General features: G+C 57.2%; 21 protein-coding genes. 5 read left to right on the top strand and 16 right to left on the bottom strand.

All coding sequences use genetic code 11. The features are described from left to right. The first annotated feature begins 173 nt into the window (after positions 1-173). The 4 genes from ACTG34_RS09260 (at position 174) to ACTG34_RS09275 (ending at position 2,854) form a co-directional block, all read left to right on the top strand. A complete protein-coding gene (locus ACTG34_RS09260) occupies positions 174-389 on the top strand; it encodes a twin-arginine translocase TatA/TatE family subunit (protein WP_062219277.1) in 216 nt (71 codons plus the stop codon). Positions 390-471: 82 nt separating this feature from the next. Then, entirely contained in the window at positions 472-1,098 is a 627-nt protein-coding gene (gene tatB, locus ACTG34_RS09265; protein WP_439104645.1) for a Sec-independent protein translocase protein TatB, read from the top strand. Continuing rightward, positions 1,095-2,015: a twin-arginine translocase subunit TatC gene (tatC, locus tag ACTG34_RS09270; RefSeq protein ID WP_439104646.1), complete on the top strand. Its 921-nt coding sequence runs from the start codon at positions 1,095-1,097 to the stop codon at positions 2,013-2,015. Before tatB ends, tatC begins: the two co-directional genes overlap by 4 nt. Beyond that, entirely contained in the window at positions 2,015-2,854 is an 840-nt protein-coding gene (locus ACTG34_RS09275) for an ATP-binding protein (protein ID WP_439104647.1), read from the top strand. Before tatC ends, ACTG34_RS09275 begins: the two co-directional genes overlap by 1 nt. Before the next feature lie 88 nt (positions 2,855-2,942). On the opposite strand, the gene ACTG34_RS09280 is transcribed toward ACTG34_RS09275, so the two are convergent. From ACTG34_RS09280 to surE, 3 genes are read right to left on the bottom strand one after another with little or no spacing between them, the layout of a single operon-like run. After that, a complete protein-coding gene (locus tag ACTG34_RS09280) occupies positions 2,943-4,160 on the bottom strand; it encodes a LysM peptidoglycan-binding domain-containing protein (protein WP_439104648.1) in 1,218 nt (405 codons plus the stop codon). Positions 4,161-4,186: 26 nt separating this feature from the next. Next, the gene (locus ACTG34_RS09285) at positions 4,187-4,825 is read right to left on the bottom strand and encodes a protein-L-isoaspartate(D-aspartate) O-methyltransferase (protein ID WP_062219267.1); all 639 of its coding nucleotides are present in this window, start codon (positions 4,823-4,825) and stop codon (positions 4,187-4,189) included. Further along, positions 4,822-5,610, bottom strand: a complete 789-nt coding sequence (gene surE, locus ACTG34_RS09290; protein WP_439104649.1) for a 5'/3'-nucleotidase SurE — start codon at positions 5,608-5,610, stop codon at positions 4,822-4,824. The genes ACTG34_RS09285 and surE overlap by 4 nt, the downstream gene beginning before the upstream one ends. Positions 5,611-5,701: 91 nt before the next feature. Between surE and ACTG34_RS09295 the strand changes: the two genes are divergently transcribed. Beyond that, positions 5,702-6,097 carry a VOC family protein gene (locus ACTG34_RS09295; RefSeq protein ID WP_439104650.1) on the top strand — a complete coding sequence of 132 codons (396 nt, stop codon included), beginning with the start codon at positions 5,702-5,704 and terminating at the stop codon, positions 6,095-6,097. Between the two features lie 77 nt (positions 6,098-6,174). Here the strand turns inward: ACTG34_RS09295 and ACTG34_RS09300 are convergent, their stop codons facing one another. The 13 genes from ACTG34_RS09300 to ACTG34_RS09360 all read right to left on the bottom strand — a co-directional run. Continuing rightward, entirely contained in the window at positions 6,175-6,843 is a 669-nt protein-coding gene (locus ACTG34_RS09300) for an SDR family NAD(P)-dependent oxidoreductase (protein WP_439104652.1), read from the bottom strand. Between the two features lie 57 nt (positions 6,844-6,900). Further along, the gene (locus ACTG34_RS09305; RefSeq protein WP_439104653.1) at positions 6,901-7,413 is read right to left on the bottom strand and encodes a DUF2199 domain-containing protein; all 513 of its coding nucleotides are present in this window, start codon (positions 7,411-7,413) and stop codon (positions 6,901-6,903) included. Next, on the bottom strand, positions 7,414-8,883 hold the full coding sequence (gene purF / locus ACTG34_RS09310; protein WP_439104654.1) for an amidophosphoribosyltransferase: 1,470 nt from the start codon (positions 8,881-8,883) through the stop codon (positions 7,414-7,416). It lies immediately after the preceding gene. Positions 8,884-9,007: 124 nt separating this feature from the next. After that, positions 9,008-9,628 (bottom strand): class I SAM-dependent methyltransferase, encoded by a 621-nt coding sequence (locus tag ACTG34_RS09315; protein ID WP_439104655.1) that lies wholly within the window; start codon positions 9,626-9,628, stop codon positions 9,008-9,010. A gap of 120 nt (positions 9,629-9,748) precedes the next feature. After that, on the bottom strand, positions 9,749-10,303 hold the full coding sequence (locus tag ACTG34_RS09320) for a CvpA family protein (protein ID WP_439104656.1): 555 nt from the start codon (positions 10,301-10,303) through the stop codon (positions 9,749-9,751). Positions 10,304-10,385: 82 nt separating this feature from the next. Next, positions 10,386-11,756, bottom strand: coding sequence for a DNA repair protein RadA (gene radA, locus ACTG34_RS09325; protein ID WP_439104657.1), 1,371 nt, complete (start codon positions 11,754-11,756; stop codon positions 10,386-10,388). Positions 11,757-11,827: 71 nt separating this feature from the next. Beyond that, entirely contained in the window at positions 11,828-12,265 is a 438-nt protein-coding gene (locus ACTG34_RS09330) for a paraquat-inducible protein A (protein ID WP_439104658.1), read from the bottom strand. Positions 12,266-12,315: 50 nt separating this feature from the next. Beyond that, the gene (locus ACTG34_RS09335; RefSeq protein ID WP_439104659.1) at positions 12,316-13,119 is read right to left on the bottom strand and encodes a DNA repair protein; all 804 of its coding nucleotides are present in this window, start codon (positions 13,117-13,119) and stop codon (positions 12,316-12,318) included. 184 nt (positions 13,120-13,303) lie between these two features. After that, positions 13,304-14,053, bottom strand: coding sequence for an ABC transporter ATP-binding protein (locus ACTG34_RS09340; RefSeq protein WP_439104661.1), 750 nt, complete (start codon positions 14,051-14,053; stop codon positions 13,304-13,306). After that, positions 14,050-14,841, bottom strand: a complete 792-nt coding sequence (locus tag ACTG34_RS09345; protein WP_439104662.1) for an MlaE family ABC transporter permease — start codon at positions 14,839-14,841, stop codon at positions 14,050-14,052. The genes ACTG34_RS09340 and ACTG34_RS09345 overlap by 4 nt, the downstream gene beginning before the upstream one ends. Then, positions 14,838-15,878: an alanine racemase gene (gene alr / locus ACTG34_RS09350; protein ID WP_439104663.1), complete on the bottom strand. Its 1,041-nt coding sequence runs from the start codon at positions 15,876-15,878 to the stop codon at positions 14,838-14,840. The genes ACTG34_RS09345 and alr overlap by 4 nt, the downstream gene beginning before the upstream one ends. An 81-nt stretch (positions 15,879-15,959) precedes the next feature. After that, on the bottom strand, positions 15,960-17,474 hold the full coding sequence (locus ACTG34_RS09355; RefSeq protein WP_439104670.1) for a replicative DNA helicase: 1,515 nt from the start codon (positions 17,472-17,474) through the stop codon (positions 15,960-15,962). A 247-nt stretch (positions 17,475-17,721) separates the two neighbouring features. After that, positions 17,722-18,015 (bottom strand): orotate phosphoribosyltransferase (locus ACTG34_RS09360; protein WP_439104664.1); only part of this gene is annotated, 294 nt, incomplete at its 5' end.

The raw sequence follows: 18,015 nt of genomic DNA on the forward strand, positions 1-18,015 counted from the left end.
TAACTGACATAAACCTGTCAGTAGTATTTTTCCACCCCGTTTTGGCGCGCCAATGTTGTGCAGGGGGGCGGTTTGTGGTGGTTTTCGCTTTTCACGCCGCATCGCGCAGCCTAATCCTTGTCTCCACAAGTTATTCGGGCGCGCACCGTGCCCCTTTCTACGGGAGAGACAACATGCTCAACAACATCGGCCTTCCCGGCCTTCTACTTATCGCTGTCGTGGTTCTGGTCCTGTTTGGCCGTGGCAAAATTTCCGGTCTGATGGGCGAAGTCGGCAAAGGCATCACCTCGTTCAAAAAAGGCGTCTCTGAAGGCACCAAAGAGATCGAAGAAGAAGCCGCCAAAGTGGCCAAAGACGTCAGCCCCGAGGAAGAAAAAGACAAGGTCTAACGACCCGCCTGATCTCTTTGGCTTTTGGTTGAGTGAGAGCGGCACAGGTCGCTGTTGCACGCGTTTTTGAAAGGCGTTTCTCATGTTAGATATCGGCATGTCCGAACTTCTTGTGATCGGCATCGTGGCGTTGATCGTGGTTGGTCCAAAAGACCTCCCCGGTATGTTCCGAACGCTTGGCCGGTTCACGGCGCGTGCGAAATCCATGGCGCGCGAGTTTTCCTCCGCAATGGAATCTGCCGCGGATGAGGCTGGGATCAAAGAGGCGAGTAACGCCTTGAAAGGCGCTGCCAATCCAAAGAAATTTGGCCTTGATAAACTCAACGAGGCGGCGGATGAGTTTGATAAATGGGATCCAATGGAGAAAATCGCCAACCCAGCCACCACGCCCAAAACGGGAGAGTTAGACCCCGAACGCGCGAAAATGGCCAAGGTGATTTCGGACGCCACCGCAAAGTCTGCAACGGCACGCCGCGCCAAAGAGGCCAAAGACGCCGCAGCCGCAGCTGCACTGGCGAACGGTAAGGATGACGCGCCCGCAGCCACGGTTGCTCCAAAGGCGGCGGTGACGTCTGCCAAGCCTAAAGCTGCGACCAAAACAGCAGCCAAAGCGCCGGCCAAAAAGCCCGCCGTCAAAAAAACGGCGCCCCAAAAAGCTAGGCCAAAAGCGGCAACAAAGACTGCCAAGACAAAAACGGGTGATGCATGAGCCAGACCGACACCACATCCGATTCAGATATTGAGGATAGCAGCGCGCCCCTGATCGAGCATCTTGCTGAGTTGCGAAAGCGCCTGATCAATGCGGTTATGGCGTTTATTGTCGGGATGATTATCGTGTTTACGGTCGGCGGCCATGTGCTCGATTTTCTGCTGGTGCCGATTGAAAACACCATGCGGTCGCTCGGCAATGCAAATCCTGTGATGCAATATACCGCGCCGCAAGAGTACTTTTTCACGTTGATCCGGATTTCGATGGTCGGCGGTTTGTTGGTGTCGTTTCCTGTTATCGCCTATCAATTGTGGCGGTTTGTGGCACCGGGTCTGTACCGCAATGAAAAAAACGCCTTCTTGCCATTCTTGATTGCCTCGCCTGCGTTGTTTCTGGCGGGGGCGTCTTTTGCGCATTTCATCGTGGTGCCCCTCGCCATGGCGTTCTTTTTGGGTTTTGCCGATCTGCCGTCTTTCTTGGGCGCGTTGGTTGCCAACTCTGGCGATGCAGCTGCGGCCTCGCGCGACACAGGCATCGACATCGTATTCAACGGTAAGGTCAATGAAAGCCTTGATATCACGTTGAAAATGATCGTGGCCTTTGGCCTGTGTTTTCAGTTGCCTGTGCTTTTGACCCTGATGGGCAAGGCCGGATTGGCGACCGCCCACGGCCTGCGCAGTACGCGTAAATACGCTGTTGTCGGCATTTTGGTTGTCGCCGCTTTGGTCACGCCGCCCGATGTCACAACGCAGCTGATTTTGTTTGTGGTGGTGTATGGCCTCTATGAGATCTCCATCTTCCTCGTCGCGCGTGTCGAGAAAAAGCGCAACGATAGTCTGCGTGAGCAGGGGCTTCTTGATGAGGACGAAGATGATATTTTCGCCGAGTTCGACGAAGACGATGAGGATGTTAAGTGATGGGTAAGAAAAGCCTCAAGCGTATCGCCGCAGCCCTTGAACGCATGGCGCCGGCGCCACTGTCGGCTCCGGATTTTCATGGCGCGGATGCCTTTGTCTGGCACACAGAGCCCGATGCATTGGTTCCGGTTGAGCGCGTCTCGCGCGTCGATATTGGCATGCTTGTTGGCATCAATCGATCCCGTGACACGTTGTTAGAGAACACGCGTCAGTTTGCGCGTGGCTTTGCCGCCAATAACGCGTTGCTTTGGGGCGCGCGCGGGATGGGAAAGTCGTCTTTGACCAAGGCCGTGCACGCCGCAATCAACGCCGAAGGGACGCCGCTCAAAATCGTCGAAATGCAGCGCGAAGATTTGCCCTCCGTTGGGCGTCTGTTGAATTTGCTGCGCGGGTCCGATCATAGGTTTTTACTATTTTGTGATGATTTGTCGTTCAGCCATGATGATCAGCACTACAAATCGCTCAAAGCGGTGCTTGATGGTGGCATAGAGGGGCGGCCCGAGAATGTGCTGTTTTACGCGACCTCAAATCGTCGCCACCTGATGCCACGCGATATGATTGAGAACGAACGCTCATCGGGGATAAACCCCTCCGAAGCGGTCGAGGAAAAGGTGTCGTTGTCGGATCGTTTCGGTCTCTGGCTCGGCTTTCATCCGTGTGATCAGGACGATTATTTGGCGATGATCCGTGGCTATTGCGATGCCAATGGCGTTGAGATTGATGATGCAACGCTCAGAGCCGAAGCCATTGAATGGCAAGCCACACGCGGGTCGCGATCAGGCCGTGTTGCATGGCAATTCTTTATCGATCTTGCAGGACGCAAAGGTGTAAAGGTCTGATAATTCATCGCAATTCGTACGATATAAAAACGCGCGCCCATATCTCTAAGGGCGCGCGTTTTGCATTCTAGGGCGGTTTTCAGGTGGATCAGTTCATGTAAGGAGACGGATCGACCGTTTGCGTGCCTTTGAACACCATGAACTGAAGCGCATTGAACTCGTTGGCGGTGACTTTCGCGATGGCTTGGCCACGCTTTACGCTATCGCCCTTTTTCACGGCGATATTATCGATGAAGCTATAGGCCGTTTGCAACCCATCGCCATGGTCCACGACCATGATTTTCACGCCATCGGCGTTAGTCGAAATCAGTTTGACTGTGCCGTCTTTTGCGGCTTTCACCGATGTGCCCGAAGGCGCGGAGAACAGAACAAATTTCGACTTGGCCTTGTCATAGTCACGGATGATGGCGCCAGAAACGGGTTTGGCCATTTCGGATGTCGTGGTTTGTGTCGCGCCAAGGTCGGTGGTGGGTTTGGGCGGTGCGGCGGCCACGGGCTTTGCCTCTTCGGGGTCTGGCAAGGGGGCCGCAGCGGAGGGCGGTGTCGGCGTCGAGGTGCCTTGACCGGGTTGTGTCGTGGTTGTCGGCTGCTCTACGGGCGTATTGCCTGCGGCCTTCACAGGGATCAACAGATAGCGACCCTCTTGCACCGCGAGGTCCGAGCCGAGACCATTCCAGTCGGACAAGGCGCGCACAGAAACACCGTATTTGCGCGCAATGGAATAGGCGGTTTCGCCCCGCATCACTTGGTGACGGACGGGTTCCATGCCCTCAACGGGGTTGGAGGAATTGACTGGTGTCGTGGTGGCGGTCGGGGTCGTCGTCGCTTGTGCCTGTGTGCCCGCGTCATTCAACGCATCGTTGGCCAAGGTCGTGATATCGATGCGCTCACCTGACGCAATGGTGCCCGATTGCGTTGTTGCGGTCGGTACATCGACGCGGCGGGGCAGTGCGATCACTTCGCCCTGACGCAAAACCGAGCTGTCGGAGATACCGTTGTAACGCGCAAGTTCATCCGCAGGCAGGCCCGTGCGGGCGGCGATATCGGTGATGCTATCGCCTTTTTTGGCAATTGCGACTTGGTAATTGGGGTAGGAAATGATGCCTTTTGCATCCGTCGCGGGGCGCGCGGCGGTGCGCGCCTCACTTGCCGCCTCAGCGGTGTTAAATCCATCAGCCAAGCCGCGCAGATCGAAATCCAGCGGCTTTTGGCACGCGCTGAGCGCTATCAAAGCGCATCCTGCAAGAAGGGCGCGGGGGAAGGTCATCGTCATTGCTCTGTCGTCCTCATATGTGTGGGGCGTCATCGCCCTCTTGCCCTCTTGGTGGGGCACTACTCTTGACCAATTCCCTCCAACAAGGGAACGAAGCGTACGGCGCGCAGTTCATCGTAATCGAACCCGTTTGGCGTACGTGTGACTTTTATCAGGCTTTGAACCGCATCGGATTGGCCCACGGGCACCACCATGATACCGCCCGTTTTCAATTGCGCCAAGAGGGGGCCGGGCGGGTCTTCGGCCGCTGCGGTCACGATAATGCGATCAAACGGTGCTTGGTCGGGTAGGCCGTAGCTGCCATCAGCGGTAAAGGCGGTGATATTGACGAGGCCCATGGCATCGAATGCGCTTTGTGCCTCACGGACCAAACGGGCGTGACGGTCCACCGTGTAGACGCGCCGCGCCAGTTGGCTTAGTACTGCCGCTTGGTATCCGCTGCCCGTGCCAACCTCGAGCACCTTGTCGCGGGGCTGCACGTTGAGCGCTTGTGTCATCAGGCCGACCACGGAGGGTTGCGAAATGGTTTGGCCACACGCAATGGGCAGTGGCATATCCTCATAGACGCGCTCGGCGAACAACCCTTTGACGAACAGGCCGCGATCGACCTTTTCCATCGCAGTAAGGGTGCGTGTGTCCGTGACGCCCTTTGATCTGAGCGTGTAGAGGAATTGCATTTGCGCCTCGGCGTCCATCATTTTGCGAGCGCCTTTGCCAGTCCAGCCACGGCGGAATGATCGCTGAGATCGGCGCGCATCGGAGTGACGGAGATTGCGCCGGCGAGATTGGCGGACACATCTGTGCCCGCGCCCGTTTCAACGGCTTGCTCAGAGCCGCGCACCCAAAGGAACCTGCGCCCTGTGGGGGAGGTCTGCGCCTCTATGCCAAAGCCGGATGTGGGGCGTTTGCCCTGACGTGTCGCCATCATGCCACCAGTTTGATCGGCGGGCAGGGGCGGAAAATTAACGTTGTAAAACAGCGCGTAATCGTCGGTTTCACCCCAATCCGCGTGATCTAACAATTGACGAATGACGCCAGCGCCATGTGCTGCAGCACTCTCGAACGGATTGTCGAGACCTGCGTTTTCAGGCCCGAAAAACTGGGATAGGGCAATCGCCTTTATGCCTTTGAGCGCGGCCTCCATCGCACCGCCAATGGTGCCCGAATACATGACGTTTTCGCCCGCGTTGTTGCCACGGTTCACGCCAGACAACACAAGGTCAGGCTGCTGCGGCATGATATCGTGCAGGCCAGCCAGCACACAGTCGGCGGGCGAGCCTTCCGCGGCCCAACGGCGTTCGCCCATTTGCGAAATCATCGTCGGGTGGGTGTAGGAAATACAGTGCGCCACGCCCGATTGCTCGAACGCGGGGGCAACGACCCAGATCTCCCCCTCAGGGCCCGCCAGTTCGGCGGCGATGGCCTCGAGTGTGACCAAACCTGGTGCATTGATGCCGTCGTCGTTGGTGATGAGAATGCGCATGGACCGCCTGCCTTTTCCTTGCTGTTGCTCCCTCCATAAAGCAGGCTTCGAATCGCGGCAAGCCGCACCCTGTTTTTATAAGGAGAATCCTATGGGAAAGCCTGTTTTAGACGCTGTGGCGGTGAGCGCTCGCGATATAGAGCGCGCCAAAGTGTTCTACACGCTCTTGGGGTTTGATTTTGAGGGGACGGGCGCGTTTGTGTCCGAGGACCACGTGGAACCCGTGCGCGACGATGGGGCGCCACGCCTGATGATCGACAGTGCCGCATTGATGGAAAAGCTGACGGGAGAGCCGCCGCGCGCGCCCAATCATGCGTCTTTTGCGATGCTGTGTGATAGCCCTGCCGATGTCGACGCACACGCGGCGGCAATTGCGGCGGCGGGCTTCACCGTCTTGGTCGCACCGTGGGATGCGTTTTGGGGGCAACGTTACGCTACAGTTATGGACGCCGATGGATACCGCGTGGATCTGTTCGCGCCGCTTTGAAATGTTCGATATGTCCAAAACAAAAGGCGCGCCAATTGGTTTTGGCGCGCCTTTTGTTCGAAATGTGCAAGTTGTGATTACAGTATGCCGGCCTCTTTGAGCAGGCGGGCCGCCTCGTCTTTGGGGTGCGCTAAACCGTCCTTTGCCTCACCGGGATAGAAACGTGCGCGCGTGGCTGTTGGCATCGGCGCAGGGGTCAGGACGTGAACGCGGGGCGCTTTTGTGCTGTCTTTTGTCTCGGCATGCCAGCTGCGTGCCATCGCAATCTGTGCGGCTTTGGACGCGCCATATGCGCCGTAGAATTTCTCGCCTGCGTGCGCGTCATCGAAAAAGAGAGCATCTGCGCGCGTCTCGCCCATGTTCAACAACGGCGCAATCATCGGGATCAGTTTTCCCGTTGCCATAACGTTGGTGTTCATCGTGCGATCAAAATCTTTGGGGTCCATGTGATCGGCCGGCGATAACAGTTGGGCATACACGGCCGTGTGCGCCCAAAGATCAAGGTGGCCCCAGCGATCATAAATACCGCGACACAGATGCGCCATGGCGTCGACATTGGTCACATCCATTGGCGCAAGCGTTGCTTGCCCACCCTTGGCCTTGATCCGATCATCAAGCTCTTCGAGCGCGCCTGTGGTCTTGGCCACAGCGACAATGTGATAATGGGGGGCCAAGGCCTCTGCGAGGTGGAACCCAAGGCCGCGTGACGCGCCTGTGACAAGTGCTATTTTGGTTTGATCTGTCATGGACGGAGTGATGGCGCTGAAATCAAGTCGGGTCAAGTGGGGAAGGGCGCGCTGCGCTCATCCGCCGCTTTTTAATGCCCCGTGCGCAAGCGTGCCCGTGGCCTCATATAGCGCAATCAGATCGTCTAGGGAGATGTCGGTGGGCCCACCCTCAATCGCCGCACTTGGGCGCGTGTTGTCATCGCCAAATGCCAATGTCAGTGCGGCGTCTGGGGTCGCGATGGGCGGAAGATCATTGGCCAATGTAGCAACACTGGTCTCAGGGGCGGGGCCGCCCTCAAACGTGTCGAGATAGGCGTAAAATGTGTCGGGCGGCACCTGCGCCCAAAGGGCAATTCCCACGGCCTCGTCCGAGCCGCGGACCGGCAACATCACCGTGGCGCGCACAAAGCGGTCTGTACCAAGACGACATAGTTCCGCGGTCAGTTGATCGTCGCCCGCTTTGACAAACGCAGCATCGCCGCGCGTGTCATGTGGCCAGTCGGATGGATGATCGAACCCGATATCAATCACCCCGCCTTGCGCCATCAGCGCGCGCCACCGTGGATCCAGATCGAGAACAGACGCCACTTATTCAGCCGCGTCTTTGAGTTTGAAGCCCTTGGCAATCATATCTGTTGGCACCACAGGATACTCGCCCGAGAAACACGCATCGCAGTAGCGCGGCGCAGTCGCATCACGACCTTCGGCCACGCCAGCGGCACGGTATAGGCCATCCAGTGTAATGAATTGCAGGCTATCAACGCCGAGGTGTGCCCGCATTTGCTCGATGCTCATGTGGGCGGCCAAAAGCTTGTCACGGTCGGGCGTGTCAACACCGTAAAAACACGGCCACATGGTTGGCGGGGAGGCGATGCGAAAGTGAACTTCGGCAGCGCCCGCATCAAGTAGCATGTCCTTGATCTTTTGCGATGTTGTGCCGCGCACCACGCTGTCGTCGACAAGGATGATACGTTTGCCACGGATCAAGGCGCGGTTAACGTTGAGTTTGAGGCGCACGCCCATGTTGCGGATCTGCTCGGACGGCTCGATGAACGTGCGGCCCATATATTGGTTGCGGATGATACCCATGCCGTAGGGAATGCCGCTTTCATGCGAAAACCCGATGGCGGCGGGGGTGCCACTGTCGGGAACGGGACACACGAGATCGGCCTCAACAGGAGCTTCGCGCGCCAGTTCCACACCGATTTGACGGCGGGTTTCATACACGGAACGACCACCCAAAATACTGTCGGGGCGTGAAAAGTACACGTGTTCAAAGATGCAAAAGCGCGAGGCCATTTGTTCAAACGGTTTGGAACTGACCACTTGGCCCTCGGAGATCACAACCATTTCACCCGGTTCAATCTCACGGACAAATTCGGCGCCAATGATGTCAAGCGCACAGGTCTCGGACGAGAGCGCATAGCCGTTTTCGCCAACCTTACCCAGCACAAGCGGACGCACACCGCGCGGATCACGCACGCCGACCAATTTGGTGCGGGTCATGGCGACAACCGAGAACGCGCCTTCGACACGGCGCAGCGCGTCTTTCATCCGCTCGGGGATGTTGCGTTGCAACGAGCGCGCCATCAGGTGGATGATACATTCGGAATCCGAGGAGGATTGAAAGATAGACCCGGCCTGGATCAGTTCGCGGCGCAGCGCATCGGCGTTGGTGATGTTGCCATTATGGGCAATCGCCGCCCCGCCCATGGCAAACTCGCCAAAGAACGGTTGCACATCGCGGATCGCGGTATTGCCTTTTGATCCTGCGGTGGAATAGCGCACGTGACCAATGCCGATCTCACCGGGCAGGGTTTCCATGACCTTTTGTGAGGTGAAGTTGTCGCGTACGTAGCCAAAGCGGCGGGCGGATTGAAATCCTGCCTCGGCATCGTAGGTGACAATTCCGCCGGCTTCTTGTCCACGGTGTTGTAGAGCGTGAAGGCCAAGAGCGATGAAGTTGGCCGCATCGGCTACGCCGACAACGCCAAAAACGCCGCACTCCTCTTTCAGCTTGTCATCATCAAACGGGGTTGCGGGGGGCATCTGGCGCATGGGCTACAGGCTCCGAATCCAAAGGGGGTGCGTTTGGCACCTCCTTTACGGACTTCCGCGACCAGTGTCACGAAAGGATCACAAATCTTTGCCGCAAACGGCGTGTTTTTTGACTTGGCGTCACCTATGCGGGTTTGCGCGCGATGACAAAAACGGAATCGTGACCCTCTTGCTGCCAATTGTCCTCAATCACCAATCCGTTTGATTCAAGCTCGGCAATCAAATCCGCGCGGGTGATACGGGCAATGTTTGGCAAAACGGGCAGGGCATTGACCACCGCCATGATGGCGCGCATCTTTTTGGGCATTGTGTCGATCGTAACGGTGGACGAGACAAACACGCCACCCGCCCGTGTTAATTGAGCCGCCTTGCGAATGGCGGCTTTCCAATCGGGAATCAGATGGATGACCGAGAGCATCAACACGGCGTCATAGGTCGGATCAGTCGCGAGATCGGCGAAGGCGGCTTGGATGAATTCGACGTTGTCGACACCTTCGTTTGCCGCGCGGGTGCGCCCATGGTCCAGCATCGGCGCGCTAAAATCACACGCGGTGATCTGTGACACGTAGGGCGCATGGGCCAAGGCGGTGTTGCCTGATCCGCATCCGATTTCGAGCATTGTCCACTCTGGGCGTAGCACATTGCGGGTCCGCGTAAGCTTGTCTTGGTAGACTTCTTCGTTGGCAATCGGGGCGGCGATGTATTTGCGGCTAATCAAGCTCCAGAAAAACGGGGTGTTGGCCATGAGGAGGGTATCCTAATACTATTTATGTTAATTTAATTTACATGCATCTCAACCTCATATGGAAAGGGCGGCCGCGCTATTCAAGCGGGCCGCCCTAAAATTTCAGATCTCAATGAGAGATTACTCGGAACAGGTGCTGACAAGGCTCTCATAGCGTTGAGTAATCCAACCCGGGGCATCATTGGGTAAGCTGCTTTCAAGGCGCTCTTGCGAACGGGCAAAAACCTTGGATGTGCGCGAGTTTTCCAACATTTCAATCGGATCACCGGTGGTGACGCGGTCCACGATGACCAATGCAATGGCAACCAAAATGATGCCACGGATGACCCCGAACAAGAACCCAAGCCCCTGATCAATTCCGCCCAATGCCGAGCGTTGGATGACGGAGGAAAACAGCGGCGTAAAGATCGACACAATGATAAGCGCCACCGCAAACACGGCGAAAAAGCCCGTAAGGGTCGACAACTCACAGCTGTCTCGGATGTAATCGCCCAGAACAGGCACTTCGGACACCAATGGCACGGCCTTGGGGCCGAGCGCATAGCCCAATATTGCCGCAACCACCCAACCCGCAATTGCCATACCCTCGCGGACGAACCCGCGCGAATAGGCCAAAAGCGCGGACACGATGATCACCAGTGCGACGATCCCGTCGATGAGTGTAAAGCCTTCCATGCCGTCCCGATCCTTATTTGGCTCCAATTGGAGCAGTCTTGGAGCGCTACACAGGCGCGCCCTACAATTACACCGGCGGCAGTTACCCCGCGCCGAACACTTCCCCGACGAAATTGACCAAATCGGTCATTTGTCTCAGGCTCATACCGCTCTTTTCTGCGGCTTTCGAGCGCGCAGGGAGGATTGCGGATGAAAAACCAAGTTTTTTGGCTTCTTTCAACCTGTTTTCGGTTTGGTTGACGGGTCTGAGGCTACCCGATAGCGAAAGTTCCCCGAATACCACACAATCCTTTGGGACGGCGACATCTTCGCGCGCTGAAAGCAACGCCGTGGCAACCGCCAGATCAGCGGCGGGTTCGGACACTTTCATGCCGCCCGCCACATTGAGATAGACATCCAGCCCCGCAAACGGAATTGAACACCGGCTTTCCAAGACGGCGAGGATCATCGCCAAACGGCCCCCGTCCCATCCCACAACGGTGCGCCGCGCTTGGGCGTGCGGCGAGGGGGCGACGAGGGCTTGGAATTCGACCAACACGGGGCGCGTGCCCTCGATGCCCGCGAAGACCACCGATCCCGGGGCGGGTTCATCGCGCTCGGATAAAAACAGCGCGGAGGGGTTTTTGACCTCGCGCAACCCGTCACCCGTCATCTCGAATACGCCAATCTCGTTGGAGGGGCCAAAGCGGTTTTTGACGGCCCGCAATAGGCGGAAATGGTGCCCGCGCTCGCCCTCGAAATACAAAACGGTATCAACCATGTGTTCGACCACGCGCGGCCCCGCGAGTTGCCCGTCTTTGGTGACATGCCCGACAAGGATCACAGAAACGCCGCGCGTTTTGGCAAATGTCGTCAATTCGTGGGCTGCGGCGCGCACTTGGCTCACCGACCCTGGGGCGCTTTCTACATTGTCTGCCCACATGGTTTGGATGGAGTCGATGATGACCAAGTCCGGCTCTTCGGCCTCCATCGTGGTCAAAATATCGCGTAAATTGGTCTCTGCGGCCAGTTTGACGGGCGCGCCCCCAAGGCCAAGACGTTGTGCGCGCATCCGCACTTGGGCGGCGGATTCCTCACCCGAGACATAAATGACCTTGAGGCCTTCAAGCGCGAATTGTGCCGCCGCTTGCAGTAGGAGTGTGGATTTTCCGATGCCCGGATCACCGCCCACCAAAATGGCCGAGGCAGGGACCAGACCGCCGCCCAAAACGCGGTCCAATTCGGCGATGCCCGAGGAGGTGCGCGGCGGAGGCGCGTCTTTGGTGGACAGATCGGTCAGCGGCACAGGCTTGCCGCGCATCCCGCCCAAACTTTTCTTGGTCGGGCCAGATGTCGAGAGCGGCTTTTCTTCGGTGATGGTGTTCCACTCGCCACATTCATCACAGCGCCCTGACCATTTTGTCGTGACTGCGGCGCATTTACTGCACACGTAATTCTTTTGGGCTTTGGCCATGTCGGCTCCTGTGGATACGCGTCGATCGTTCGAGTTGGTTGTGTTGTTCTACCCGCGCAAGTCGCCCTGCTTCAAGTCTGCTTTCGTGCGGGGATCAGACTCAGAGCCAGTGAGGTCACAACGCAAGCCGTAAACAGATACATCCCCCACGCCACTTCGAGACGGCCAATGCCGATGCCTTTGGCCACTGTGATGTAGATCGCGATTAAAAATACATCTGCCATGGCAAGGCGGCCCAGATGAAACAGCCACGGCTTTATCCGTGCCGGAAGGCGGTTCGAGAGTACGCCCTCCAGTGTGAGAACCTTGGCGATGGGAGCGACCATGGCAAGGACGATCACAACAAGGGCAAGCAGGATGTCCGTTTGCCAAAGGCTTGCAACGCCAGACAGGACCGAGATTTCCGACAATCCAAACACAGGGAGAAACCCCGCGCGCAACAGCGGCGCCCCCCACGCGATGGGGAAGGCAATCAAAAGCGACAGGTTGGCGAGGCGAAGGGGTGACATCCTCTCCAGATGCCGTTTGAGACGCGCCAGTTCAAGCCCGCATATCAGGTTTAGCGTTCTTTGGAGGTGCTTGTTGCGCCTTGGAGGGGGACAACCTTGTGATCATCGTCGGTCAGGGTTGCGGGATCATCCAATTCGTACCCAAGCGAAGGGAGAATCTCGCGCAGATCTTTTTCCAACACGTCCATTTGGCGATTGGCTTCGCGTTCGGACGCCTCGACGTCATCCTGCCAGCGCCGCAACTCTTGGGTGACCGACAGCGCCATGGTGAGTTTTTCTTGAAACGCGTTGAGTTCGTGTTGGCGCTCTTTGAGAAAGGCCCGCGCCCGCTCAAGGCGTTCATCAGAATACAAATCGGCAAAATCCCGTGTCGTGTGTGACATCTGAGCTGCCAGTTCCAAGACCTCGGGTTCCAACCGCGACAGGTCTGGATGATCGCGCATGTGCAACAGGCGTTCACGCACAGAGTCAAATTCGGACGACAGAGCAAAAGCGCGCCCACGATCCGAGCGGTGACTGATCTGATAGGCGCGCACAACATCGTCCATCGTCACAGAAAACCTGCGGTGTGATCGTTCAAGTGAGAGCATCCGCCCCACACTTGGCAGGTAGGTACATAGCGCGGTGAGCAAGATCGCGAGCCCAGTTTGCACGTACGGCCCCGCATCAAAAACGGTGTCTGAGCCGAACCGCATGTCGAGACCGATCCATGGCCAAAGCTGCGTTGCGGATGCAATAACTGCGCCCCATGCCACCACCGCCGCCGCGATCACGCCCCACATCGTCATTGTTTGAAAAATATGCTGAAGCAGTGGACCGGTTTCCCAATCGCCGCTCGGCTGTACATCCGACATTCTCGTTACCCCTAAAACCAAACAGGGTTAATTTTCGTTGAGAATCTGCGACAAATCAACGGCTGAATCGGCGTGTTTTGTGCTATTAAGTCAATGGTATGAGATGAATCCAACCTTTGTTTCCAAGTTGGAAACAAAGAGCCGCCGTGGCCCCCGAAAGGCCCCTACAATGTCACCGCGTGACTTAGCGCACAGTTTCGATCGGGCCGTCAGCTGACCCTGTGATGAATTGATGCAGATATGGATCGTCGGCTGTATCCATCTGCGAGACAGGGCCACACCACCGGATCTTTCCCGCGTGCAACATGGCAACCTTATCGGCAATGGCGCGCACCGAGGTCATATCATGCGTGATGGTCATCGCCGTAGCGCCCATCTCTTCCACGATCTCGCGGATCAAGTCGTTGATCACGCCCGCCATGATCGGATCAAGGCCCGTGGTTGGTTCATCGAAAAAAATGATTGCGGGATCGGTTGCAATGGCGCGGGCAAGGCCCACACGCTTTTGCATGCCGCCCGACAATTCGGCGGGAAACAACTCTGCGACATCGGGTGTGAGGCCAACACGCCGCAGCTTTTCAATCGCGATCTCTTTTGCCTCATCCTTGGGCCGTTTGAGCGACCCGCGCAGCAAGCGAAATGCGACGTTTTGCCAAACGGGCATACTGTCAAACAGGGCTGCCCCCTGAAATAGCATCCCAAATCGGGCTAAAAACGCATCTCTGTCGCCTGTTTTCGTCACATCCTCACCGTTGACACGAATGATGCCCTGATCGGGTTGAATGAGGCCAAGAACGCATTTGAGCGTCACCGACTTGCCCGTGCCCGAGCCGCCAATAATCACAAGGCTTTCGCCCTTATGCACTGATAGGTTGACCCCACGCAAAATCTGTTTGGAGCCAAAGGATTTATGGACATTCTCTAACTCTATCATACTGAAAAGAACGCCTGTGTGAGGAGAAAGTTTGCAGCCAGAATGAGAACCGCGGCGGCGACAACGGACGACTTTGTTGCTTGGCCAACGCCCTGCGCGCCGCGTCCCGATTCCATTCCGAAATAACAGCCCATCAACGTGGCGATGCCGCCAAAAACCGAGCCTTTGACGAGCGAGGACACGATGTCGGGCATTTCCAGAAAGTCGATGGTGTTGCGCAGATAGGTGACCGCGTTGAAGTCGAGGGATTTCGTCGCAACCAGCCAGCCGCCAAAGATGCCGATAATATCACCCACGCCGACCAATATAGGCACAGTCAACAGCCCCGCCAAAACGCGCGGTGCGGTGAGGTATTTCATCGGGTGCGTGGACAGGGTGACAAGCGCGTCGATCTGTTCGGTCACTTTCATTGTCGCTATTTCGGCGGCCACAGATGCCGTGACACGTGCGGCAACCATAAGACCGACAAGCACAGGGCCAAGTTCACGCACCATACCGATGGCCACAATTTGCGGCACCACCGCTTCGGCAGAAAAACGTGAACCACCTGCATAGATTTGCAACGCCAATGCGCCACCCGTGAAGAACGCGGTTAGACCCACCACAGGCAGCGACAGATAGCCGATGTTAAGCAGCGCATGCAAAAACTCGCGGGTATAAAACGGCGGAGTGACAATGTGACGCGCAGTTGAGAGGGCAAACAACGTGACCCGCCCGATGAGAGCCAACGCGCCCAAAACACCCGCACCCAGACCCGCCAAAGGCCGTGTGATCAAAGACAGGTTCATCCGATGTAACGCCGCGCATACCGCCCGCCGAGGGACGTCAGGATTTCATAGCCGATGGTGTCCGCATTGAGTGCCAATTCGTCCACGGTTTGATGTGCACATATCAGGTCGAGCGTGCGAGGGGCGTGGGGCAAGTGGGTCACATCCACGGTGATCAAATCCATCGAGACGCGACCAACAAGGGGGCACGGGGTGTCGCCCTCAAACAAAACGGCATTGTTGGAAATTGCCCGCAAAATGCCATCGGCATACCCTGCGGCAATTGTTGCGATCCGTGAGGGGCGCTCGGCTGTCCATGAATTGCCGTAACCTGCGGTTTCGCCTGTCGCCACATCGCGGATTTGGATCACGGGGCATTCAACGCGCACAACGGGTTTGGCGTCCTCGAATGGCAAGCCGCCATAAAGCCCAATTCCGGGTCGCACGAGGTCGAAATGGTAGTCTGCCCCGAGTAGAATACCGCCCGTGGCCGACAATGCACGCCGCACAGGCAGCCCGTCAGTCATATCCTTAAAGCAGGCCAGTTGTTGGGCGTTCATCGGATGATCAGGCTCATCGGCACAGGCCAGATGGCTCATAACAAGGCGCGGCCCCGCCTGTATCACGATCTCTTTTATCGCGTCCCATTCGGCGGGTTCCATCCCGAGGCGGTTCATACCACTGTCCAGCTGAATGCCGAACGGATGACCCGCAAGGGCCTCAAAATGGCGCGTGGTTTGCTCAAGCGAATTGAGCATCGGCGTCAGGTTCATATTAGCGATCGTATCGGTATCACCCGCCATATGCCCGCTAAAAATGCATACTTCAGGGTCAGGGCCAAGGGCCTCTCGTACCGTCACGCCCTCTTCGACAGCGGCGACAAAAAAGGTCTTCACGCCCGCCTTTTGCAAGGCGCGTGCGGCTTTGGCCGCCCCTATGCCGTATCCGTTGGCCTTGACCACGGCCGCGGTTTCGACATGTGGCGCAGATAGCGCGTCAAGGGCGCGCCAGTTGTCGCGCAGCGCATTCAGATCGATATGTAAAACAGATGTACCCATGGGGGTGTGTTTTGACGCCGCTCACGGTCTGACGCAAGCCAAAATCGCCCAGGTTAGAAACTGCTGCGCTTTGTGTGGAGTTTAATACTCGTCGGGACGTTCTTGCCATGGCTGTGCGAGGTTGCCAAAACGGGTAAACTCCGCCTCGAAACTGAGACCCACCGATCCAATCGGGCCGTGGCGTTGCTTGCCCAAAATAACCTCGGCCTTGCCGTACAGCCGGTTCATTTTGTCCTGCCATTCGGCAAAATTCGGATCATCATCGGACGGCTTTTCGCGCTCGATATAATACTCCTCACGGAACACGAACATCACCACATCCGCGTCTTGCTCGATCGAGCCGGATTCACGAAGGTCAGAGAGCTGCGGGCGTTTATCCTCACGGCTTTCAACCATCCGCGATAACTGCGATAGCGCGATGACGGGAACGTTGAGTTCCTTTGCAATCGCTTTGAGGCCCATCGAAATCTCACCGATTTCTTGCACGCGGTTGCCTTGGGTCGCGGCGGTGCCGCGGACCAGTTGCAAGTAGTCGACGATCAACACGTCAAGCCCGTGCGTCCGTTGCAAGCGCCGCGCGCGCGCCGCCAATTGCGAGATGGGTAGGGCAGGCGTGTCGTCGATGTACAGCGGGCAGGATTCAAGCGTCTTTGCGGCGTCGACAAAGCGGCGGAATTCATCCTCCGTCATGTCCCCCTGACGGATTTTGTGCGACGAAATTTCGGAGGCTTCGGCCAAAATGCGCGCGGCCAACTGTTCGGCGCTCATCTCAAGCGAGTAAAAGCCGACAACGCCGCCCTCGACCGCACCAATCGTGCCGTCATGGAGCGTGCCCTTTTTGTAGGTCTTGGCCACGTTGTAGGCGATGTTGGTGGCCAGCGAGGTTTTCCCCATCGATGGGCGCCCCGCCAAAATGATCAAGTCGGACTTGTGCAATCCGCCCATTTTGCGATCAAGATCAGCGAGTTGCGTGGCAATGCCGGCCATGCCGCCCCCGCGTTCATACGCAGTGTTGGCGGATTGAACGGCCTCAGTGACCGCAGAGAGAAACGACTGGAACCCTGTATCACTTTTGCCTTGTTCGGCCAGTGAATACAGGCGCTGCTCGGCGGCGACGATTTGCTCTGTCGGGTCACGCGTATCGCTGCCTGATGTGGCGGCCCCCGCGATCTCATGGCCAAGCTCGATCAACTGGCGGCGCAAGAACAGATCGTAAATCAGTTGCGCATAGTCGCGCACCGCATAGGTCGAGATCGCGGATGCGGCGAGTTTGGCCAAATAGGACGGCCCGCCCAGTTCACGCAATCCTTCGTGGTCTTCCATATACGCCTTGAGCGTTACGGGAGAGGCGAGCATGTTTTTCGAAATACGTTCGGCCGCTTTGTCAAAAATATCGCGGTGCACCGGATCGTAAAAATGTTCGTTGGTGATGATCGACGCGATTTTGTCGTAGACCTCGTTGTTGGTCAAAAGCGCACCAAGCAACTGTTGTTCGGCCTCGATGTTGTGGGGGACGGCGCCCGCATAGGAGGATATGATCGCCCCTTTGGCGGGGGCATCTGTTTGTGGTGTGGGACTTGGTGCGCCTTGATCCATCGGGCTTGGCTCGCCCCGATCCATATCCGCGTAATCGTCCATCGTAACTACCCCAAATCTCGTGACTGCGCGACTCGCAGGTGTCGCGGCGTTGACGTGTCTTAACGGTCTACGCGCGCGGTTTCAAAATGTATGTTTTGTGGATAACTCGGCGCGTGGAGCGCATATATGCGCTAAGTCCAAGTGTTCAAATGCAAAAGCCGCACTCGGGTGAGCGCGGCCATTCTTTCGATCTATCCTTTTGCTCTTAGGATGTCTTGTTCGCCTCTTGCCATTCGCGCGGCGCGTTCAGGAATTTCTCGACTTCGGCCAATGTGGCGGCGTCAAATGATCCTTGTGCCTTGGCCTCGGCCAAAACGTCCCACCATGTGCACAGGCTAATTAGGCCAACGCCGTGGTCGCCGAGTGTTTTTTCCGTCTCAGGGAAAATGCCGTAGTAGAAAATAACGGCTGTCCATGCGCATGTCGCCCCCGTGTCGCGGATCGCATCAACAAATGACAGCTTTGATCCGCCATCGGTGGTCAAATCCTCAACCAACAA

It is taken from the genome of Celeribacter marinus (assembly GCF_965656515.1).
GTDB classification, from domain to species: Bacteria; Pseudomonadota; Alphaproteobacteria; order Rhodobacterales; family Rhodobacteraceae; genus Celeribacter; species Celeribacter marinus_D.